At 64.9% G+C, this 21,020-nt stretch carries 15 protein-coding genes and 3 pseudogenes; 9 read left to right on the top strand and 9 right to left on the bottom strand.

Going from position 1 to position 21,020, the window contains the following annotated elements; translation table 11 throughout:
* Nucleotides 1-51: 51 nt before the first annotated feature.
* The 4 genes and pseudogenes from OG371_RS26440 to OG371_RS26425 all read right to left on the bottom strand — a co-directional run bounded on the left by OG371_RS26440 (nucleotide 52) and on the right by OG371_RS26425 (nucleotide 4,864).
* A complete protein-coding gene (locus OG371_RS26440; RefSeq protein ID WP_329057869.1) occupies nucleotides 52-303 on the bottom strand; it encodes a hypothetical protein in 252 nt (83 codons plus the stop codon).
* A gap of 217 nt (nucleotides 304-520) precedes the next feature.
* Nucleotides 521-1,926: pseudogene (locus tag OG371_RS26435) on the bottom strand (IS1380 family transposase).
* A gap of 133 nt (nucleotides 1,927-2,059) precedes the next feature.
* Nucleotides 2,060-4,129 (bottom strand): DUF6351 family protein, encoded by a 2,070-nt coding sequence (locus tag OG371_RS26430; RefSeq protein WP_442875986.1) that lies wholly within the window; start codon nucleotides 4,127-4,129, stop codon nucleotides 2,060-2,062.
* 195 nt (nucleotides 4,130-4,324) lie between these two features.
* Nucleotides 4,325-4,864 (bottom strand): TetR/AcrR family transcriptional regulator, encoded by a 540-nt coding sequence (locus OG371_RS26425; protein WP_329057867.1) that lies wholly within the window; start codon nucleotides 4,862-4,864, stop codon nucleotides 4,325-4,327.
* 89 nt (nucleotides 4,865-4,953) lie between these two features.
* Here OG371_RS26425 and OG371_RS26420 point away from each other — a divergent pair, with 89 nt between their 5' ends.
* The 6 genes and pseudogenes from OG371_RS26420 to OG371_RS26395 all read left to right on the top strand — a co-directional run bounded on the left by OG371_RS26420 (nucleotide 4,954) and on the right by OG371_RS26395 (nucleotide 10,878).
* On the top strand, nucleotides 4,954-5,934 hold the full coding sequence (locus OG371_RS26420) for an amidohydrolase family protein (RefSeq protein ID WP_329057866.1): 981 nt from the start codon (nucleotides 4,954-4,956) through the stop codon (nucleotides 5,932-5,934).
* Nucleotides 5,935-5,958: 24 nt separating this feature from the next.
* Entirely contained in the window at nucleotides 5,959-6,864 is a 906-nt protein-coding gene (locus tag OG371_RS26415) for a patatin-like phospholipase family protein (RefSeq protein WP_329057864.1), read from the top strand.
* Nucleotides 6,865-7,392: 528 nt separating this feature from the next.
* On the top strand, nucleotides 7,393-8,280 hold the full coding sequence (locus OG371_RS26410) for a patatin-like phospholipase family protein (RefSeq protein WP_329057863.1): 888 nt from the start codon (nucleotides 7,393-7,395) through the stop codon (nucleotides 8,278-8,280).
* A 193-nt stretch (nucleotides 8,281-8,473) separates the two neighbouring features.
* Entirely contained in the window at nucleotides 8,474-8,869 is a 396-nt protein-coding gene (locus OG371_RS26405) for a hypothetical protein (RefSeq protein WP_329057861.1), read from the top strand.
* Between the two features lie 98 nt (nucleotides 8,870-8,967).
* Nucleotides 8,968-9,387: a helix-turn-helix domain-containing protein gene (locus OG371_RS26400; RefSeq protein ID WP_329057858.1), complete on the top strand. Its 420-nt coding sequence runs from the start codon at nucleotides 8,968-8,970 to the stop codon at nucleotides 9,385-9,387.
* Nucleotides 9,388-9,622: 235 nt separating this feature from the next.
* Nucleotides 9,623-10,878, top strand: a pseudogene (locus OG371_RS26395) (IS701 family transposase).
* A gap of 197 nt (nucleotides 10,879-11,075) precedes the next feature.
* Here the strand turns inward: OG371_RS26395 and ltrA are convergent.
* The 3 genes from ltrA to OG371_RS26380 all read right to left on the bottom strand — a co-directional run bounded on the left by ltrA (nucleotide 11,076) and on the right by OG371_RS26380 (nucleotide 14,960).
* Complete coding sequence (gene ltrA / locus OG371_RS26390) at nucleotides 11,076-12,422, bottom strand: group II intron reverse transcriptase/maturase (RefSeq protein ID WP_329057857.1); 1,347 nt, start codon at nucleotides 12,420-12,422, stop codon at nucleotides 11,076-11,078.
* Between the two features lie 670 nt (nucleotides 12,423-13,092).
* Nucleotides 13,093-14,379: a nucleotide-binding domain-containing protein gene (locus OG371_RS26385; protein ID WP_329073270.1), complete on the bottom strand. Its 1,287-nt coding sequence runs from the start codon at nucleotides 14,377-14,379 to the stop codon at nucleotides 13,093-13,095.
* Nucleotides 14,380-14,381: 2 nt separating this feature from the next.
* Nucleotides 14,382-14,960 (bottom strand): SLATT domain-containing protein, encoded by a 579-nt coding sequence (locus tag OG371_RS26380; protein ID WP_329057855.1) that lies wholly within the window; start codon nucleotides 14,958-14,960, stop codon nucleotides 14,382-14,384.
* A gap of 1,439 nt (nucleotides 14,961-16,399) precedes the next feature.
* Here OG371_RS26380 and OG371_RS26375 point away from each other — a divergent pair.
* From OG371_RS26375 to OG371_RS26365, 3 genes are all read left to right on the top strand, one after another.
* The gene (locus OG371_RS26375; protein ID WP_329057852.1) at nucleotides 16,400-16,741 is read left to right on the top strand and encodes a hypothetical protein; all 342 of its coding nucleotides are present in this window, start codon (nucleotides 16,400-16,402) and stop codon (nucleotides 16,739-16,741) included.
* A gap of 6 nt (nucleotides 16,742-16,747) precedes the next feature.
* On the top strand, nucleotides 16,748-17,284 hold the full coding sequence (locus tag OG371_RS26370) for a hypothetical protein (protein ID WP_329057850.1): 537 nt from the start codon (nucleotides 16,748-16,750) through the stop codon (nucleotides 17,282-17,284).
* Nucleotides 17,285-17,923: 639 nt separating this feature from the next.
* On the top strand, nucleotides 17,924-18,652 hold the full coding sequence (locus OG371_RS26365; RefSeq protein WP_329057849.1) for a hypothetical protein: 729 nt from the start codon (nucleotides 17,924-17,926) through the stop codon (nucleotides 18,650-18,652).
* 54 nt (nucleotides 18,653-18,706) lie between these two features.
* Here the strand turns inward: OG371_RS26365 and OG371_RS26360 are convergent, their stop codons facing one another.
* Together OG371_RS26360 and OG371_RS26355 are read right to left on the bottom strand one after the other, a co-directional pair.
* On the bottom strand, nucleotides 18,707-20,242 hold the full coding sequence (locus OG371_RS26360) for a recombinase family protein (RefSeq protein WP_329057848.1): 1,536 nt from the start codon (nucleotides 20,240-20,242) through the stop codon (nucleotides 18,707-18,709).
* A gap of 43 nt (nucleotides 20,243-20,285) precedes the next feature.
* Nucleotides 20,286-20,840 (bottom strand): annotated as a pseudogene (locus tag OG371_RS26355) (23S rRNA (adenine(2503)-C(2))-methyltransferase RlmN); the annotation flags it as partial.
* Nucleotides 20,841-21,020 lie beyond the last annotated feature (180 nt).

Raw genomic sequence — 21,020 nt, 5'->3', positions numbered from 1 at the left:
GGTACCCGCCGACCACTCAGAGGTTAAAACTCAAGTTAGTGGTCGCGCCCGTTAGTTCGTCGGGGGTTGCCAGGCCGTGGTGTCGTTGAGGTAGAGCCCGCAGGCGCAGTCGAGTGCTTCTTGTGGTGTGCCGAAGGGATAGCCGCTGGGCAGGATCGAGTTTTCGTAGTCCTCGTGGCTGGCACGGTAGATGGCGAACCCCCAGCTGCTGGCGGACCCGTTGTAGCGCAACCGGAACAGCGGCAACGTGGTCCCATCGGCGAGTTCGCCGGTGACGTAGGCGAACGCGCCGTGGTAACGCACCTGGACGGTGGTCAGTTGCGGCCAGCTTTCCCGTGCGCGGGCCAGCAGGCGTTGACGCAGCGAGGTCTTAGCCTCAATCCGTGGACGGGTTTGTCTGTTGATCTTCGCCTGCGCTTGTTGATCTTGTGGGTGTGGTTAGGCAGGGTTGATCTGATGGTCTGTCCCAGCTTTGTCGGTGTGGTGGTCTCCGGTCGGGCCCTGGTGGGCGGTGGTCGGGTCAGGCCGCTGCTGGCGGCCCGGCCGCGGCGGGGAATACCTCGTCCCAGAGTGAGATCCATGGTTCGGCCCAGGGCCAGTGCGCGGGCAGGTGCAGCGCTGGGCGGCGTTGGGGTCGGGCCAGCCGGACAGGAACGGCCACGATCTGGCGGCGGAGGGTGGCTCCGCGGGCGTGGCCGTGCCGGTTGCTGGCGAGGGTGCCGGCGGCGCGGAGCAGGTTGTGGGTGATGGCTGCGCAGATCGCCCACACACTGTTGGCGGCGAACAGGCCGGAGGGCAGGTGCGCCAGCGGGCCGTCGATCAGATCGGCGAACACGGTCTCGATGATCGCGTGCCGGCGGTGGGTGAGGTCGGCCTCGACGGTGAGCTCGTCGCTGTTGGTGAAAAAGGGGTGGTGGCGCCAGACCGGGAACAGTTCGTCGGTCTTCGCGCGGTCGCGTACCCGGCGCACGATCAGCCGTGCGGTGACCGGGTGTTTGGTGGAGGTGAACGCGGTGAATTGCATTTCGGCGACCTCGGCGTCGGAGATCAGCTCACCTGTGTCGGGGTCGGTGACGGCGCCGGGATAGTGCACCGGTGTCCACCCGTCGTCGCCGATGGCGGCGATCGCGGCGTTGACCGGGCGGGTCTTGGTGAGCACCACCGAGAATCGCCCCCGGCCTTCACGCAGGCAGCGACCACGGCGCTGCTGCCGTAGGCCGAGTCCCCACGCAGGAGGATGTCGCCGGTCGCCCCGGCGTCGCGGGCGGTGCGGATCGCCTCGGCCGCCATCGACGCGGCGTTCTTGCCGGAGCCGGCTTTCCCGGCGCGCAGCCGGATCCCGGCCACCACCGGCGCCCCGCCGGTGGTGGAGATGGTGGTGACCAGAGGTGAGAGGCCTCGGCGTAGCACCTGCTTTCCGGCGATCTTGGTGTGACCGAAGCTGGCGCCCTGCTTGGCATGCCCATAGACCGGGCGCAGCAGCGAATCGATATCCACATATGCCTGGGTTTCGATCCCCGGCAGCAACCCGCTGCGCCGCACAAGGTTGACCAGGTGCGCCCGCGCGACCGAGGCCAGCTGCAGGCTGTGGCCATGGGTGAACTCGCGCAGGAACTGACCCAACGTGGCCGGGGCATACACCGCGCGAAACAGTCGCGGCATCCCGCCAGAGCGGATCAGGTTCAGATCGTCGATGCTGTCCGCCCCGCACGCCATTCCCGCGACGATCGAGGTGATCTTGCCCGCCGGGTTCACCCCGGCCGAGGCCACCACCGCCTCGTTGATCGCGACCTTGTCCGACACCAGCTCCGACAGCCCGGCCTGCTCGGCCAAAGCCATCACCGGCACCAGCCCCGCACACGACACGAGGTTCTCCTCATCGAACCGCAGGGCAGCAGCCCGGGACCAGTCGTGAGATAGTTGCACCGAAAGTGCCTTCCGTCATAGGGGTACTCAAGGCCTCGAGAACCTTGATTCTCCTTGCACGGAAGGCACTTTCTCCGTCAGCACGCCGAACGACCAGCCACCAACTCCACGGATTGAGGCTTAATCAGAGCGCTCAGTAACTGAGCCAGGTCCCGCGCGGCTCACGCTGCCCGACGCCGGGGTCACGGTAGTTGCAGACACCGCGCGGGAACGCGGACCGCAACTGCGCCTGCTCGGCCGCCGTGAACGTCACCGTGTAGTCAGCCCAGTTGATCGGCTGCAGCGAGCACGTCAGTACGTTCATCGCCTTCGGCTCTCCGGCGACCTGCCGCGGATTGGACGCGACCGGATACGTCGCCGCGCACGGACCGGTGGCAGGATCGGTGACCGGGGCGAGGATCCGCTGTGTCGCGGACAGGTAGCAACCGTCACCCAGGCCGACCGGTTTGTCGGCGATGACCTTCGCCGCCTGGCCGTGGTCCGAGTGATCGGCATCGATCGCAGTCAACCAGCGGTCCATCGCGTTCAGCTCGTACCCGGTAACAGCCGCGGACTGGTCCATCGCTGCACCGCTCTCGATGATCACCTGGTTGGCGGCTGTGCCATTGGCCGCCAACAAGCGTTGCCGCATCGCGAACGACCATTCCATGGTGTGGATGTTGTCGGCCTCGTTGCCGAAGCCGGCCAGATCGAGGTCGACGCGCTGGTCGATGATCGGCGTGGTCCGAAGCCCGAGGCCGGCGCTGTTGACCAGGTCGTCGGCATACGCGGTCCGCACGGCCCGAGGATCGGCTGCTGTCCGAGCCGTCTGCGGCTTGCCCGTGTAGTCGAGACCACCGATGCCGGCGTTGAGAGCCACGAACTGGGCCGCCGAGATCTGACCGGCCTTCAACGCCGCGAGCCCGTACTGGACACCCACGTTGTCCAGCGTGCTCCGTACGAACCCGGTGCGCGGATCCCGGCCCAACTGGTTGACCAGCTGCTCGTCGGCGTTGCACCGGACACCGTTTGGGTTGATCACCGGATCCCACGTGGCCGACACCGGAATCGCGGCGTTACAACTGTCGGTCGCGGTCACCCTGTTGGCAAACGCCGCGTCCCACGAGACGCAGCTGTCGTAGTCACGGAACCCGGCGACGGCCGTCCGCTGTGCCGCAGTGAACGACGATCCGGCTCCGGCGAAGAAGTTGTCCAGCAACCGGCAGTCGACGACCGGATCGAGCGTGGTCGACGGATCGGTGAACGTGACATCGGGCACGATGCCGTCCAGAATGCCCGGGTAGGCGTCGGCGATGTCGTACTGCTGGATGGCACCGCCGGATCCGCCCCAGCCGATGGTGTGTGCGACCGGGCCGTAGGTGTCGATGAAGTGTTCCTTGACCATCATCGCGGCCTCCGCCGAGATGATCGAGGAGCAGTTGTTGTCCAGCACGTTCAGGCTGGACGACGTGACCGCATAGCCCTGTGCCAGGAACAGGTCGTTCAGCACGCCGGCGGTGGAGGCTCCTTGATGGTAGCCGGCGTTGCAACCGCCACCAAAGGTATAAACCAATCGATCGTTCCAGCTGGTGTTCGGCGTGAACGGCGACGGATCACGGCCATCGTAGAGGGCCGCCATCTGGTAGACGGCCCGGTCGATGGTGCCCGTCTCGACACGGACGACGTACGGCACGGAACGCCCACCGACCTTCGCCGCGGCCAGGTCAGCCGGACGGCCGGCCGGGTCGGCCAGCGGAGCGAACGCGCCCGCCGTGTTCCGGTAGACGTAGCTGACCACTGTTGGTGCGCTGCACAGCGGCATCACCGCGGGCGCGAGGCCGAAAGCGGTCGTCTGGCAGTAGAACGGCACCTGCTGCGGCCCGGAGAACACCGGGCCGGTGATCGAGTGGTTCACCACCTGCAGCGTGGCGTGCTCGCCGCCGGTGGTCGCCGTGACCGTGTTGCGGCCGTCCCGCAGGCCGGTGACCAGGCCGAGCAGCGAGCCGTCCGGCTGGGTGTGGAACGCCGAGGTGACGTCCTGCCCGTTCTCGGTGATCCGGACGCTGGATCTGTCGTCGGGCAGCGTGGCCCGTAGCAGCACCTGACCGCCGCTGACCAGCGCCGGATTCGGATTGGACACCGTGGTGAGCCTCAGCCCTTCGCGGGCCGCCGCCTGGCTGGCCGCGAGGCCGACGACCAGGCCGGCTGTCGCTGTCACCGCCATTGTTCGGACGAGTAATTTGCGGATGTGCATCAACTTCACTCCGTTCACTTCGGGTACCGTGGCTGTTCCGCGACACCGACATCTGGCAAAAATTGGTCGGGCAATCTCAAGATTCCCGACGTAATCAGGCTAAGGACTTCCAGGTGGCCTGAATCGCCGCGGGCTCAGGCAATGATCGCCTGCTGCTGACCGGTCCTACGAGTCGCGGGACAAATATTCGGTCCAGCCGCGCGTGGCCCGCAGCAACTCTTCGTGGGAGGCGTCGTCGAAGGCGCGCAACTTCAGGAAGTGCTGCGTGATCGTCAGGCCGAGGATGCCGCTCACGGTGATCAGGGCGCGCAGGTGGGCGTCGTCACCCTTCAGTGACCTGGCGAGGTTGTCGACGCGTTCGTCGAGGTAGGACCGCATCGTGTCGGCGGCTTCGGGCACCGTGAGCATGGACCGGACGAGTGCGCTCGTCTCCGGGGGCAGTTCGCGCAGCCGGTTGGCGAGGACCTCCAGCAGGTGCTCGGCGGCGCTCTCGACGTCGTCGCTGGGCAGCTGAACGGCGGCGGTGAACAGGGCCGCCTTCGAGCCGTAGTGCTGCATCACCAGCGAAGCGTCCACGCCCGCCGCGCCGGCGATGCCCCGGATCGTCGCGCCCTCGAAGCCGCGGGTCGCGAACTCCTGCCGTGCGGCGACGAGGATCCGCTGTGCGGTACGGGCGCGTCTGGCGTCGCGGGAGGTCTCGGTCATCGCTTCACTCTACAGTCGTTGAGCGATTCGTGTACAGTCTCACTCAACGGCGGTTGAGTGGGCTGCCCGCAGCGGATCGGGGACCTGGCGTGGCACTCATCGCGATCGAAGAACACTGGAACCTGCCCGAGCTCACCTCGGCGGTGCAGGCACTCCCGGAAGACCGCGGTGACCCGAGCGTCATGCTCGACGGGCTGGGCGACAACCTCGAGCGCCTCCACGACATCGGCGACGCCCGGATCGCGGCGATGGACGCCCAGGGCGTCGACCTGCAGATCCTCTCGCTGGCGCCACCCGGGACACAGCCGCTGGAGCCGGCGGACGCACGAACGCTGAGCAGGCGGGCCAACGACATCGCCGCCGAGGCCGTCGGCCGGCACCCCACGCGGCTGCGGGCCTTCTCCACCCTGCCAATGGCAGACCCGGCAGCCGCCGTCGCGGAGCTCGAACGCGCGGCCGGGCTCGGGTTCGTCGGAGCGATGGTCTACGGGCGGACCGGCGAGACGCCCCTTGACGACCCGCGCTACGACCACCTGTTCGCCACCGCCGCGGCCCTGCGGCAGCCGATCTTCATCCACCCGCAGATTCCCACGCGCACGGTCCGCGACGCCGTCTACAGCGGCTTCGACCCGGTGACCGATCTGGCCTTGGCGACGTTCGGCTGGGGGTGGCACCTGGAGGCCGCGCTCGCCGCGTTGCGCCTGATCGTCCGCGGCACCTTCGATCGCCACCCCGACCTGCAGCTGGTGCTCGGTCACTGGGGCGAACTGTTGTTGTTCTGGACTGACCGCGCCGACAGTCTCTCGAGCATCGCGGGGCTGGACCGGAAGGTGTCGGACTACGTCCGCTCCAACATCCACGTCACCAGTTCCGGAATGTTCGATCCCGCGCTGCTGCGTCATGTCCTGGAGGTCACGACGCCCGACCGGCTGTTGTTCTCGACCGACTATCCCTTCCAGCGGCCGGTCAAGGCGGACATCGAGAAGTTCCTCACCGAGTTCCCGACCGACGAAGACCGCGCCAAGTTCACCGCGGGCAACGCCTGCTCCCTCTTCGGTATCAACCTCTGAACGACATAGAAAAGGACAACGGCAATGACTTCTCAGCGAAATGGCTCACCCACCCGCAGTGTCGTTCTGGGCGGTGGCGGCACCGTTGGTGTCGCTTGGCAGACGGGTCTGCTCGCCGGGCTGCGTGAAGCCGGTATCGACTTGTCGGCAGCCTCGTCGATCGTCGGAACATCCGCCGGAGCCCTTGTCGGCGCGTTGCTGGCCAGCGGTCGCGACGTCACCGACCCCCTGGCCATCCTCGCGGCAGTCGGGCAGAAGGTCGACGTCGACACCATGACGGCGGGTTCGGAAGGCTTTCGGAACGCATCGCGCCAAGCCGCCCTCGCGGCCGACCCGCAGCAAGCGCTCCGAGCGATCGGTGCCGCAGTACAGCGGGCAACGACCGCGCTCACCGAAGCCGACTACCTCGGCCTGCTCGGTACACTCGACGGTGTCGTCTGGCCCGCCGGGTTTCGCTGCACGGCGGTCAACACCGATACCGGCGAATTCGTCGTGTGGGACGAGAAATCCGGTGTGCCACTGCTGCCCGCGGTCGCTGCCAGTTGCGTCGTCCCGATGCTGTTCCCGCCCGTGACCATAAACGGAGTCCGTTACATGGACGGGGGCCTCCTCAACCACCTGAACGCCACGGTGGCTCCGCCAAGCGACCTTGTCGTGATCGTGTCCTGCCATCCCCTCGGTTCTCCCGGTGGCGTATTCGACAGCACTCGGACCGCTTCGGATATCAGGGCGGACGCCGAAGTGGCGCAGTTGCGTGAAAACACCCGGCTGGTCGCCGTGGCGCCCGACTTCAGCGACCTCGAGGCGCCGGTGAACATGCTGGACCCGAAGATCGCCGCCCAGGCTCTCCACATCGGCAAGCGCCAAGCAGAACGCGAAGCGGCAGCGCTCCGGGCCGCTTGGGACGCGTCGGTCGAGCCGGGCCGGTAGTCGACGTTGGTGTGGCGCAGGTGATCGCAGCGTCGCGGCCGGTGTGGATTGCCCCGTTCACCGTACTGGAACCGGGCTCGGCCGTGTCTGACAAAGGTTCCAACTGATTGCTGGGATGTTGCAGGTCGCGTCGCGGTTTCACTTGCTCTCAGACGATCGGTGGGTCTTGATCGAGGACCTGCTTCCGGTCCGCACCGGCAACAGAGCCGACCGTTCTCCGATGCCCGCTCGATGGTTGAAGGGGGTCATCTACCGGTATCGGTGCTGCATCGCCTGGCGAGACATGACCGCGGTTCACCGGCGAGCCGGCCGACCGGCTGGGGACGTCGGTCGAGTTCGACGCGCCCGTCGCGACCCCGCTGCTGGACTCCGCCGGCGAGGTCCGCGGGGCGAGCTTCCTCGAACCGGCCGAAGCGGCGAAGGTGCAGGCCTGATCGAGTTCCCGACTGACGAAGACCGCGGCAAGTTCACCGCGGGCAACGCCTGCTCCCTTTTCGGTATCGACATCACATCACGGAAGGAACAGCAATGACTCTTCGAGGAGATGGTTCACCCGCCCGCGCGGTCGTTCTCGGCGGCGGCGGAAGCGTCGGCGTCGCTTGGCAGACGGGTCTGCTCGGCGGGCTGCGTGAGGCCGGCGTCGACTTGGCGGAAGCGCCGGCGATCGTGGGTACGTCGGCGGGATCCCTGGTCGGTGCGATGCTGGCCTGCGGCCGTGACGTCACCGACGCGCTCGCCGTCTTGGCGGAGGTGGGGAAGAAGCTCGATTTCGGCAGCTTGGGGGCGGGCTCGCAGAGCTTCCTGGACGTGTCGCGTCAAGCTGTCTTCGCCGCTGACCAGCGGCAAGCGTTGCGGGCGATCGGTTCTGCGGCGCGGGAAGCGTCGACCGCGCTCACCGAAGACGACTACCTCGGCCTGCTCGGAACGCTCGACGGTGTCGCGTGGCCTGCTGGATTTCGTTGTACGGCGATCGATACCGGCACCGGCGAGCTTGTCGTGTGGGGTGAAGAATCCGGTGTGCCGCTGCTGCACGCGGTCGCGGCCAGCTGTGTCGTGCCGATGCTGTTTCCTGCTGTCACGATCAACGGGAACCGCTACATGGACGGCGGAATCGTCGATCACCTGAATGCCTCGGCGGCGCCTCCGAGCGACGTTGTCGTGGTTGTGTCCTGCCTGCCGCTCGAGGCCCCGGGTGACGCGGCCGGCGGTGATCGGTCAGCTTCGACGATCAAGGCGGACGCCGACGTGGCCCAGTTGCGTGAAAAAACGCGGCTGGTGGCCGTCGACCCGGACTTCGGTGATCTTGAGGCGCCGGTGAAGATGATGGATCCGGAGACCGCGGGCCGGGCTTTTCACATCGGCAGGCGCCAGGCCGAACGTGAGGCGGCAGCGATCCGGGCTGCCTGGGACCTCTGATAGTCATGGCAGGGATCCAGAGAATGACGCTCGGCTCCGTTGACCAACAGATACCTGGGGGTACACGTAGGCACTGGCTGCGCGGTGATCACTCCAGGTATCATGGCGTCGAGCCGGCGCGACGCTCGCGGGTGGCCGCCTGCTTGCACTGTCAAGCCCGGCCAAAGTCCACGAAAGAAGAGAAAAGTCTCTGATGACCGAAGCATTCGACCTTCCCGCTGCGTTGACCGAACTGCTCTACGGAAATGAAAATGACGAGCCCCTGGAAAAGACTCTCGACCGGCTGGTCACACCTGGTTTCGTTCAGCGCATCAACGGACGGGTGTACGACCGCGACCAGTACATCCCGCACGTGCGCGAAATGCGCCGGATGGTCACCGGTGGAGGCGAGCTGCAGGTCCTGGAGCAGTCCGCGACAGCGACAGGGTTCGCGGGACGCTACCTGTTCACGATGGTCCAGGACGGAGGACAGGCCGCCACTTTCGAATCCCACCTGTTCGCGCGGATCGAAGACGGCAAGATCGACCGCATGATCGAGGTCGCGCGGCAGGCCGAAGACGGCGACGGCGATCTCTTCGCTTCCGCTTGATCGAAACGGGATGAGAATCCTGCATCCGTGACGCGGCAAGGCGGCCTCGGCCGGTTCAAGGTCGAACGCAGGCGAGGGGCACGGATGATCTCGTCGGTATGATCGACCTCGTGAACGAGCTTCGCCAGTTCGGCACGTTGCTTCGCGAGTGGCGTGGCCGCATCCCACCCGCAGACGTCGATTCCAGCGGCGGGGAGGGTGTGCGCCGCACCCCTGGCCTGAGACGCGAAGAGCTGGCCGAGTTGAGCGACATGTCGACGGACTACATCAGACGCCTCGAGCAAGGCCGAAGCCGTCCGTCGCTCCGGGTGTCGAAGTCGATGGCCGGTGCGCTGGCCTTGTCGCCGGCCGAGTACGAGCACCTGTGCATCCTGACCGGCCACGCGATAGCACAGCCTGGGCGGGTCAACCGGCTCATCGGACCGGCCAGCGGTGGGCCTGGCGAAAGTCGACGATCCTGCTCGTGTGCGGCGTGTCGAGCGGACATGAGGAAGGGCTTCCGGCACGAGCAAAGGTGACCGAACCAGCTGCTACTGGCAGTGCTGGTCACCGCCGCCGGCGTGCAGGACCGTCACAGCGCCCGACCCTGCCCTGGGCCTTGCGCACCTGTTTCCCCAGCTCCGGCTGGTCTGGGCCGACTCCGGCTACGCCGGCAAACTCGTCGACTAGTACTCCAGCCGCACTTCGTTATCGGTAGGTGTAGCCTGCCGGTCTTGTGATCGTGGACGAAGTGTTGAGGCGTGGGCGGCCGGCTTGGATGACTTGTTTGCGCTGGTGGCTGGCCGGTTCTTACGGGCTGAACCGCGTCGGCGTGCGCGGGCGTATGTGCGAGGGCTGCTGGCGCCGCTGGCGGGCAAGAACGGGTGGACGCTGGCCGAGGTGGCCGGCGACGCGACGCCGGATGGGATGCAGCGGCTGCTGAACGCGGCCAGCTGGGACGCCGACGGTGTCCGCGATGATGTCCGGGCCTATGCGGCGCGACACCTGGGCGAGCGGGATGGTGTGTTGATCGTTGACGAAACCGGGTTTCTGAAGAAGGGCAGCAAGTCCGCGGGTGTGCAGCGGCAGTATTCCGGCACGGCCGGGCGGGTCGAGAACTGCCAGCTGGGTGTGTTCCTGGCCTATGCCTCCGGGCGGGGCAGGACGCTGATCGACCGTGAGCTGTATCTTCCGAAGTCCTGGATTGCCGATCGTCCCCGGTGTCGCGACGCCGCCGTTGCTGACAAGGTCGAATTCGCCACGAAAGCGGTGCTGGCCACGACCATGCTCGCCCGAGCACTCGATGCTGGCGTTCCCGCATCCTGGGTGGCGGCTGACGAGGCCTACGGCCAGGACTCGAAGTTCCGGGCGTGGCTGGAGCAGCACGGGATCGGTTATGTAGTCGCGGTTCCTCGCAGCCAGACCATCCCGGCTGTTGCCGGTTCCGCTCGCGCCGACCACGCCGCCGAGCACGCCCCGGAACAAGCCTGGAAACGACGCTCGGCCGGCGACGGCGCGAAGGGACCACGACTCTACGACTGGGCGGTGGCGTCGCTGCCCGCCGGCGAACACACCCCGCCCGGCTGGACCCGATGGCTGCTCATCCGACGTCAGATCACCGCTGCCGACAAGGAACCCGAGCTCGCCTACTATCTCTGCTGCGGCCCGGAGGGCACCGACGACGCCGAGCTCGTTCGCGTCGCGGGAGCCCGCTGGGCCATCGAGGAGTGCTTTCAGACCGCCAAAAACGAAGTCGGTCTCGACCACTACCAGGTCCGCCGGTACGACGCCTGGTATCGACACGTTACTCTGGCCATGCTGGCTCACACCTACCTCGCCGTCGCCGCTGCAATCACCCCAAAAGCCTTGGCAGCGGCCTCATGCCACTCACCCTCGCCGAAATCCGCCGTCTCCTGGCACACCTGAACCGACTTCCCGTCCAGGCTCATGTCTGGGCCTGGTCGCGCTGGCGCCGACGCCACCAATACCGCGCCAAAACCAGCCACTACCGACGACGCCACCCAACCTAACGAAGTGGGAGGGTCGGGAGCTGGCGCGGTGGCGGGGTCTGGCGGTAGGTCACGAAGCCGTTGGTGCCCGAGGGTTTCCCGCCGGGTCGTTCTTCTTCGTGTCCGTTGCCAGTCCGCTCCGTTTCCAGCTCCCGCCCGTCAAACCGTGCATGCGGTTCTCCCGCACACGGCTTACCGACGTTCTTCACCGGCGGCATTCAGCGTTTCCAGGCCCGGAAGGGCCTGGGCGGGACGACGATCCCATCGAGGCTGATCAGACCCATATGGTTCGGAGACAACAGAACCTGGGTCATGCCCCATCCCCACGCCCGGCGGCGGTTGCCCCGTTTGGACAACCACAACGCGAGCCGGGTCAGGGCATAGTTCCTGATCTGGCCGAGCACCAAAGCGGAGTTCCCGTAACGGAAATATCCCGCCCAGCCGCGGAGGAACACGTTCAGTTCATCCACGATCTGCTCGACCGGCACCAGCAGCCGGGGCCGGGCCGTGATGGACCGGATCCGATCCCGGGCATGCTGGACCGCCTTACGTGCGGGCCAGCGAGCGAGGAAGATCAGATGCGCCGACCGGGGAGTCCGCCCGCGCACCAGCCGATTGTGGAAGCCCAGGAAGTCCAGCCCCTGTCCCCCCTCGACCAGATGCACAATGCGGGTCTTGGCGGCCTTGGGTTCCAACCCCAGCTCGCCCAGCAAGACCGTCAACCGCGACAACGCGGCCTCGGCCTGCTCCCGTGACTGGCACATCACCACCAGGTCATCGCAGTAGCGCACCAGCACACCGTGCTCGCCCGCATCCCATGCCCGGTCCAACCGGTGCAGATATGCGTTACACAGCAACGGTGATGCCGGACCACCCTGCGGGGTTCCGGACGCCTCACGGCGCACCACCCCGTCCTCCATCACTCCCGCGCGCAGCATCACGCGCAGCAGCTTCAAGACACCCTGGTCGCTGACGCGTTCCTCGATCACTTGCATCAACTTCTCATGCGGAATCGCCGAAAAGCACTCAGCGATGTCCGTCTCGACCAACCACCGCTTGCCCTGCCACGACTCGTCAATGAGCACCTGCAGGGCATCGTGCGCCGACCGTCTCGGGCGGAACCCGAAGCTGCACGGCAGAAAATCGGCCTCGAAGATCGGCTCGAGCACGATCTTCAACGCGGCCTGCACGACACGGTCCCGGACCGAAGGAATCGACAGCGGACGACGTTCACCCGTCCCGGGCTTGGGAATCAGCACCCGCCGGGCCGGCAACGGCCGCCACCGCCCCTTCCTCAGGTCCTCGGCCACTTCGTCCAAGAGTCGATCAATGCCGTACTCCTCGACATCGGCCAGAGTGGTCCCATCGATGCCCGGAGCGCCGTCATTGCGGCGCACCGCGACCCACGCCCGCCACAGGACGTCTCTGCGATAGACCTTGTCCCGCAGCGCGTGGAACCGTCGTCCCGGATCAGCCTTGGCCGACCGGTAAAGCACATGCTGCAAGGCACGGACCGGGTCTCTGATGGACCCCACTGCGGCGGAACTAGCCTGACCGGCACTCACCGGACCCCTCCTTCCAGACACTGCGCACGAACGAAGCAGCGGCCCTTCCCTCACCGGCGGTTATGTTGTCCGCTCGGCTCGATCGGTACTACGACCGCCTCCGACTCCCTCCCGGCATCCAGTCCACTTCCCGGCTCCACACCGGTTATAGGACGGACCTGTCCGCACCACTCGCAGCGCGCTTCGGCCGGGGAGGGTCTCCCCAGTTCCCGCTGTCACCTTCTGAACGTTCCGCGCCCTCTTACGCCGAGGAGTCCTTCGCGGCTGCACCTTCAGGGTCTTCACCGCTTCCATGGCCTTCACCGTGAACCGCCCGGCTCGGCTCTCCCTCAATATCTAACGACGCGGCAGGCTTCGCTCCCGCTACGGACCGCTCAGTCGCTTCCCCCAACGGGGCTTTTGACGCTGGGCTCCGACCCGACCCGTTTCCAGACCGAGCCGCCAGCCTGCTACCGGGCCTCCTGACAGCTACCCGGACCGGACTCACACCGGCAGGCGACAACGAGCTTCAGATCACGTCATGACCGCTGGACAGTCACCTCCTGATCACTGGGCGCACCTGCTGGAGTATTAGTACTGCTACGGCAGTTCAGGTCATGGCGTTTGGTGGCCGCGCCGTCGGTAGCGGCTGGTGCGGGCCTGGAGTTAGCGGCGTCGGCGTCAGGTCGCCCTAAGAGGCGTTGGTGCTGATCGGCACGTCGATGACGTCCCGTGCGACCACGATCCCGTCCTTGATGATGTAGCACTCGACGACGTGCTCGCCACGGAAGCTGGTTCGCTCGTGTCGAGCGTTGCCGACACGGTTGGACGAGATGATCTCCCCGCGGATGTTGTTCCGACGCTCGGCCTCGTCTCCGCGGTTCAGCACCTTCCACTTCACGTCATACGGGTACGAGACGCTGCACTCGGTCAGGGTGAAGTCGAGCGCCTTGTTCGGGAGCAGCAAGGTCTTGTTGTTGAGCATCTCCCGGAGTGACGCCGTTCGCCATCCGTTCTGCGTGACCTTGCAGTCGATCGCGAGCGACTCGCTGATGTCGACGGGGTACCGGCTCTCGATGAACTCCTCGGTGTCCTTGAACGACCGGGCGGACTCGGTGACCTCCAGCGGAACCGCCGACCCGAACACCTCGCGCCATTTCTTGTTCGCGGAAGCCTTGCCCCCGTTGGCGATGGCTTCGATGCAGCGGTTGTACGCCTTCTTCGCCTTCGGCTGGAACCGCTTCTTCACGTTCACCCGCTGGTTGCTGCCCAGCGCAAGGTAGTAGTCCTTGTCCGGCTCGTTCATGAGGAACTCGAAGAAGTCCCTCACCATGAAGTCGAACCAGAGGCTCCCCTTGTCGTCATACCCGGACGTCGCCGAGAAGAACCGGTCGACGAGCGTGTCGATGAGCAGGCCACCCATCGCCACGCCGTTCGTGTCCTTCCACGCCCGAGCCATCCGAGCGAGGTGGCGCATGTTCGTCGATGTACGGCCGTTGCAGTCCTTTGTCGCAGCAATCTCCTTGCGCGGCTTAGTGACCTTCCAGCCCTTGGCCTTCGTGTCAGGGTAGTCGAAGCTGCCATCGCTGTTCTCGAATGCCGGCTGCACCTCGAACTTGAACTTGTTGCTTGTGAACTGCACACGCACGACGCACTGGTCGACGCGTATGTCGGTGTTCGGGTACCGCGCGGTCAGATCGTCCCGAACACGGGTGAGCATCCTCCGCGGTCCGGTCTTGCTGCTGTAGCTCGAGCGGAGGCTGGCCGGGAGGATGTAGATCATGTCCAGGTCTGAGACGCCGCGGATCGCAGTGTGCCGGCCGTAGAAGCCGACCATGAGCCGATTCGCCGTGGAGCCCTCGGCCGACCGGAAGTCCTTGTTCAACGCCTTCGTGATCTCGGCGCGGCGTGCGGCGATGGTGGTGCTGGCGTCGCCGACCTTCAGCTTCTCGAGCAGGGCGTCAAAGATCTCGTCCACCCTCAACGTCCCGCCTCACCTTCATTGAGACGGAGCGCCTCGGGGAGGAACAGGTCGATCTCGCGGGAGGTGAAGGTCAGCTCCTCGTTGTGCTTGAGCCCGTCCTGCGCCCGGCCGTAAGCCTTGGACGTGGTCCGCGGCGCGTCGGCGTAAGCCGCACGCGTGGCCTCCTGGAGCTCGTCTCGGCGCGCACGAGCATCCGCAGGCACCGTTGCGCCGGACATCAGGTCGGCGATCAGCGACAGGTACGACTCGCGTACGTCCCACAGCCGCGAGGCGATTTTGCGGTGGGCCTCAGACTCCTCGCTAAACTTGAAGCTCTTGGAGGCGAGGCTCAGCGCGCTGACGACGAGGGCGATGAACGAGGTCGCGAGGCTCGTCAGGACCTGGTTGCCCAGCGTGCCGAGCACGGACGCGAGGAACGTGCCGGTGCTGACAGCCGTGAAGGCGACCAGCACACCCTGCTGCCACCGGTACCGCCCGAAGCAGATGTCCGCTTGCTTCTCGTGGGTCTTGTGGCTGTAGACCACCCGGCCGAACGCCTCGCGGACCTGCGCGAGCAGGTACTCCTCTCGCTCCACCTCAACTGCTGGCTCTATCGCCACTTCTCCTCCACTGCTTAATGGACCAAGAGATGCACCCCAGGTGGGTTCCTCCCAGGCCGTAGATGCCGCGGAAGAGCGACGGTCACTAGACGTGCGCTGCACTCGAGTTCAAGTATGGCTGGCACCACCGACACACTCAGTGCCGCAACGGCACTTCGGCGTGTCGCGAGAGGCTGGTGCCCGTCTGGCGGTGATGATCACCGTGTAGTGGATCTTGTGGGGTGAGTCGCGTCGTTGGATGCGGTGGTGGAGTTGATCGCGGGCCGGGTCGGTCGGGTCGAGCCGCGGAGTCGTGTCAGTGCTGCCGTTGCAGTGTTAGGTGCAACGGCAATCCGTGACTGTAACACCAAGGCCTGCGCAGTCTTAAGGCGACGCACCCACCTGGCCAACAGCGACCGTTCCACGTCGGAGAGCACAACCGGGTCAACCTTCGGCCTCGGCATCGCCACACCCTACAACTACCCACAAACTAACAGCTCAGAACACTAGAGGATCTTCGCAAGTAGCGTGATTGCCGCGTTCGCAAGTGCGATCCCACCGAGCAGGGCGGCGTTCTGGACCAAGCTCCGTACTCGCCCGCGTGCAGTTGTACGAACTGAAGCAGGCGGCACCTGCCCAAATGGCGCTAATGACAGGGAGGGTGCCATATCGGGGCGCGGACCTATTGTGTGCCGGAGAGCGTCAGAAAGGGCATCTACAACATGAGAAAGTCGACGAGGATCGTCGAAATCCACCAGGAGCCACGCAAGCTTCCGTTCCACGACCTCGCCTCGCGGCCAGGGCGTCGACAAGCGGTAACCTGCCATCAAGTGCGTGCTCCTTGTGATGAGTCGTCCATCGAACTGGATGCGTCGAAGTGCTCTAACGTTGTAGGACCTGCGCACCCGCCACGCTCGCCTTGGGCCGATATCACGCGGTACACCTTCGGCACGGATAATCTGAAGTTCACGAAGGGACACCAGGCATCGAAAAATCTGAAAGGTTGTCGCAAATGGCGAAGCTTGAACGCGAACTATGCGAAGGTATCCCAGCGTAAGAATCAAGACAATCATGTAAGTGGTTGTCACTTGAACTAGGCTGCGGATAACCTCCTGAACAAAAGATCCGTCCGAAGGAAAGGCATCCGGCACAAGTAGGGTTATAGTAGATGAAATTAATACAGCCAAAACGCGATACAAGTGATAGGCTGAACAGCGAAGATAGACCTCGGCCACCTCATCTAGAGTCAGGCCACACGATAGGAGTACCTCAACTTCTCGCCCTTGAAAGAAGTATGACTCCACCCACTTCTTGGCGAAATACTCAGAGAAGGGTATCCATCGCGTCAGTCGAACCAGTTCCTCAGTGGCTATTGTTGAGCCGTCAGGCTCATTGGCTCCCCCTCTTGGTGTTCTCATGGAGAAATAGTAGCGCCGATGGTCGAATCCGTCTTCGATACGGCGGTGATTCGTATGGGGAAACGCAGTCCTGTCGCTAAGACCACTAATCTGCAGACCCTGCATAGCGATCGCAAAGACCGGATCAACGACGCCGAGCCGATCCCACCGGCCGCCAAGATCGTTTGCTCGGACCGGCCGTCGGAGCAGGCTCGCGAGATCTGGACCCGGCTGACACCCGGGCTGGAGTCGCATGGCGTCCAGACGGCCCGGGACAGCGACGCGTTCCTGGTGTCGTGCGAGGCGCTGGCCCGGTACTGCTCGGCGACACAGTTGGCGACGGGTCAGCGCTGCTGGAGCCGGGTGGTCAGGGTTGATTAAGAACCCGTGCTGGTCGCGCAGGCGGAGGCGGAGCGACCGTTCTCGACGTACGCCTCCCACTTCCGCCTGATCTCATCGGACCGGGTGTCGATCAAGGCCGAGGTGTCCGATGCCGACACCTCGAAGGATGCGAGGCATCTCCTCATCCTGGCCCGCCGGCCACTGCATCCCCGGCGAACACGCTCCGGCACCCCGAAGACCCGCACGCGTCGAACCCCGAACCCGGACACGCCAGGGTTGCTGGAGTGCAGGCGCACTTTCGATGGCAGCACTTGCCACCAACGCGGCGACCACTTCTGCGAACCCCGCGCCGACCACGCGGTCGCGTTTCTGCCACGAAATCGGCGTCTGCGCCAAAGACCCTGGGCCTGCCGCCCGTTGATCCTCTCGCCCTGGCAGCGGGACGACATCGTCCGCGCGCTGCTCGGCGCGGACGAAGCGCCAAGCCGCGCACTGGGCGGAACCCAGACCCGAGGTCTCACCCTCGTTCCAAAGGTACGATCTCGGGGCGACACGCCCGAGTCTGCGAGCGAATTTTCGTGACCCCGTTCGTGACCCGAACTGCCGGCTAACGACGCGGATTGTGAGGGTCATGAGGTCGGCGCCGAGGCTATAGTCGCAGGTAGAGGCCACAGACCCTACCGTCGTCCACTCTCCTAAAGCGGGTGTCATAGCGTCGAATCGTCTGCAGCGAACGCAGTCGCCAGCAGTGCAGCGCCCAGAGGCCGCTGACGTCGACTTCACGACGCGCGCCTTTAACCCGACGTAGGCGCCTGTCTTTGTGCGCCTTGTTGCCGAAAACGGCTTTGCAGTGCATCCTGGGGAAAGGATCTTCGTGAACGATCCCGACTGATGCCCTCCCACGTCAACACATGTGGAGACTGCGTGTCTGCATCGAAGAACACTTGGAGACGTGGCGCTAAGCGACGCTTCACCTTTGCCCCTTGCGCTTGCCCTCATCGACGCGTCAGGTCGTGCAGCCTGCCGGTCGATCATCAAACGCTCACACCCCGTCCTGCGCACCCCGACAACTAAGCGACAGGATCGACGAATCCTGACCGCGTTCAGAGGGCACCGGCCGCCGAGCGACGTTCGTGACATGTCTTCTTGGCGCGGGACAACCCTGCGGATACAACCAACTACTCAATGCCCTCCCGGCGAGCTATCACAACGGGAGGGACCATGTCGTCGAAAATTCCCTGTCCACACCTGGAAGTTTCAGGCGCTGCCTGGACTCCAGAAATTCACAAGGCGAACGTTATCGCTTTGATCCCTTCGTTGCACATCCCGTTTCATTCAAAGCGGCTTATCAAATTGACTCTTGCTGCCATCGCATATCAGCGACCGGACCTCGTCATCCAGACAGGTCCCATGTTCGCACGCGAAACGCTTGCAACACTTCACTGCTCGGCCCCCTTGACGCCCGAGGAGTGCAACCTTGCCCGGCGCGACTTCCTCGAGCCTCTCGCCGAGTGCCACCAGGGACCGCTCCTGATCAACGGCCGGCGCGCCGCCATCTCCCCCGTCAGCAGACAAGGAGTTTCCATGGATGACTTAGCCGAGCACCCCCCGGTTCCGACAATCACCAAGCTCTCGGACGACCTCTGCGTCGCCGACAACATCGAGGTCAACTCACCCTACGCGTGGATACCAGGCAACCACGCGCTAACCGTAGCAAAGGAGATCGGTACCTCCGTGGTAACCGGACAAACCAACCGACAGGCGGAAGCTCGGTTTACCCGGCTGAGCACCAGAAATCAGACAGTCCGCGGAGTTGAGATCGGCACTCTCGCAGACCTTAGGAGACTACGCCGTTCTTCGATCTCGACAGAGGACTGGAAGAACGGGTTCGCCGTCTTGCTCGTTCTCTCGGATGCTATCGCGATCGAACGATTAACTTGCGCACGGTGACGCAGCCATCGCCGCTCAGTGCCGGTCATTAGATACCGCGGTCATGAGCCGATGTCATCCAGCAGCGACGAGGCGTCCCTTGATGTCATCGGGAATCTTGATCTCCCACTCGGTCATGTTTGTGATCTCAAATCGAACTCCAGCTTCGACCAGCAGGCGCCGCTTCTTACTCTGATCAGCGTCAACCCATGCTTGCGCATACGTGACACCGCTTCCCTCGTACACATACCCTGACTCACGCTGCGGCTTTTGCTTCAGAACGTTTCGTCGCTCAACAAGCTTCGCTTTGCGTTCCCGGTAAGAATATTCATCCTCATCATCCCACGAGGCCGACGTGTCTCGCTCGTTCTCGAGCCGATTGATCGCCGCACGAACACTCGCCAACTCTTCGGTGTGATCTTCCCCGACCACCCAGCTTCGCTTGACAACCTCGACTGATCCGACCTGCTCGAGAAAGGTCTGCTCGACAAGTTGCTCCACCTCATCGGCTCGCATGCTCACACCCGGACAAGGCTTTTCCTGGCGCTGATTCGTACACCTGTAGTACCGGTAGACCTTCTCCGTCTTGATATCACCCTTACCGCTTACCCGGGTCATAACGACGTGCGTCGCCGAGGCATCACACTTGGCGCAGAACGGAACTCCGAGCAGCGGCGAGGTACCGAAGACCCGATACGGCTCTCGCTCACGCTTCTTTATGGCGGCTTGAAGTGTGTCCCACTCTTCCTTTGCGAACACAGGCTCCGCGGTGACAAGCAGACCGCCATCGGGCGCGTACAACGGCTTCAAGCCGTGTAGCTTGCACCCGAGGAGCGACAGCGACGTGAGAACCTGCTTCACACTGGAGGGAGACCACTTCTCACCTCGCGGCTCCTGCCCGAGAACGAACTTCCGCCAGCGATCGCGGTTGGTCAGCTCGCCCCGCTTATCCAGTCGAACGCACACCTGCTTGATGGTGTGCGGATTCTCCTCGTCGACCATCCACCTGCGCATCTCGTGCAGCACAGTGGTCTCGTACTCGTCTAAGACACGAACCTTCCTGCTGACCAGCTTGCCCTCATCGCCGGCGGGGAGCAGCTTGGGCACCGTGGTGTAGCCATAGGTCGGCACACCACCAGGCCACGCCTCGGTATACCGACGACGTTCATGGCTGTCCTTGACGCGGTCTTTGATCCGCGCGAGTTCTTTCGCAGGCCCGAGCGCCTTCGCGTGAGCGATCAAGCGACCTTCAGGGGTCCGCAAGTCCAAGGTCGGGTCGTCGAGGATGACGATTGACTTGCCCCACTCGAGGATCTTGAAGACGAAGGCCAGGAAGTGCATGTCGTTTCGCGACAAGCGGTCCTGGTTCGTCACCCAGAGCTCGTCCCACTGTTCGCGAACCTCGTCCGTCAGCCACTTCCGCAAGTCCGGACGGTCGAAGAAGTCAACGTCACCAGAGACCGAGCGGTCGACGGCCTTACCGACGACGGTGATCTCACGAACCTTCGCCTCAGCCGCTCGGCGAGCTTCCAGCTTTGCATCCTGAGCTTCGATCGACTCGGTGTTGCCGCGGTCGCGGCTAATGCGCTCAGCGAAGATCACATTGACCATGGGACCCGTGTCCGTGCAGGTCAGAACGTTGTCAAACGGTAGGGATTGGGTCACCCATGCCCATGAACACGATGTTCGACAGGCGACCGGGACCGCCCGGCATGGCGCCGTCGCGCATCACGGCGGCGGCGGAGCGGACCTGGTCCACGATCTCGGCCGTCGAGAGGTTGCGGTCGAGGCCGCCCTGGCCCGTCGCGCAGAAGGGGCAGGCCATGCCGCAGCCGGCCTGGCTCGAGATGCACAGCGTGGCCCGGTCCGGGTAGCGCATGAGCACGCTCTCGAGCAGCGTGCCGTCGTGCGCGCGCCAGAGGGTCTTGCGGGTGGCGCCGTCGTCCGCGGCCAGGGCCCGGACCTCCGTCAGCAGCGTCGGCATCAGGTCGGCGACCAGGTGCTCGCGCGAGGCGGCCGGGATGTCCGTCATCTCGGCCGGGTCGACGGTCAGGCGCGAGAAGTAGTGGTTCGACAACTGCTTGGCGCGGAACGGTTTCTCACCGAGCGCGACCACGGCCTCGGCACGCTCGGCGGACGAGAGGTCGGCGAGGTGGCGCGGCGGCAGGCCGCGCTTGGGCGCGTCGAAGACAAGAGGGAGGGCACTCATAGCAGATCCAGTGTCCCATGCCAACCGCACACGACGATCAGCACCCACTCGACCGTGTGCGGGTCGTCACTTCCTGCCCCGGGACGACCACAGCGAGCAAGCCCAGAACCGCACCATCGTCCGCGCCGCACGCCGAGCCGAATCGTGGACGATCATGTTAAAACGCCGGGAAACACTGGT

This window comes from Amycolatopsis sp. NBC_01480 (assembly GCF_036227205.1).
Lineage (GTDB): Bacteria > Actinomycetota > Actinomycetes > Mycobacteriales > Pseudonocardiaceae > Amycolatopsis.
The sequence above is the reverse complement of the archived record's forward strand: the minus strand, read 5'-3'. Positions and strand labels throughout refer to the sequence as shown.

Bases quoted from the DNA above. Each gene is read 5' to 3' on its own strand.
- OG371_RS26430 (WP_442875986.1), bottom strand. From the start codon at position 4,129: ATGGCGGTGACAGCGACAGCCGGCCTGGTCGTCGGCCTCGCGGCCAGC.
- OG371_RS26425 (WP_329057867.1), bottom strand. From the start codon at position 4,864: ATGACCGAGACCTCCCGCGACGCCAGACGCGCCCGTACCGCACAGCGG.
- OG371_RS26415 (WP_329057864.1), top strand. From the start codon at position 5,959: ATGACTTCTCAGCGAAATGGCTCACCCACCCGCAGTGTCGTTCTGGGC.
- OG371_RS26410 (WP_329057863.1), top strand. From the start codon at position 7,393: ATGACTCTTCGAGGAGATGGTTCACCCGCCCGCGCGGTCGTTCTCGGC.
- OG371_RS26405 (WP_329057861.1), top strand. From the start codon at position 8,474: ATGACCGAAGCATTCGACCTTCCCGCTGCGTTGACCGAACTGCTCTAC.
- OG371_RS26400 (WP_329057858.1), top strand. From the start codon at position 8,968: ATGATCGACCTCGTGAACGAGCTTCGCCAGTTCGGCACGTTGCTTCGC.
- OG371_RS26375 (WP_329057852.1), top strand. From the start codon at position 16,400: ATGGTCGAATCCGTCTTCGATACGGCGGTGATTCGTATGGGGAAACGC.
- OG371_RS26365 (WP_329057849.1), top strand. From the start codon at position 17,924: ATGTCGTCGAAAATTCCCTGTCCACACCTGGAAGTTTCAGGCGCTGCC.
- OG371_RS26360 (WP_329057848.1), bottom strand. From the start codon at position 20,242: ATGGTCAATGTGATCTTCGCTGAGCGCATTAGCCGCGACCGCGGCAAC.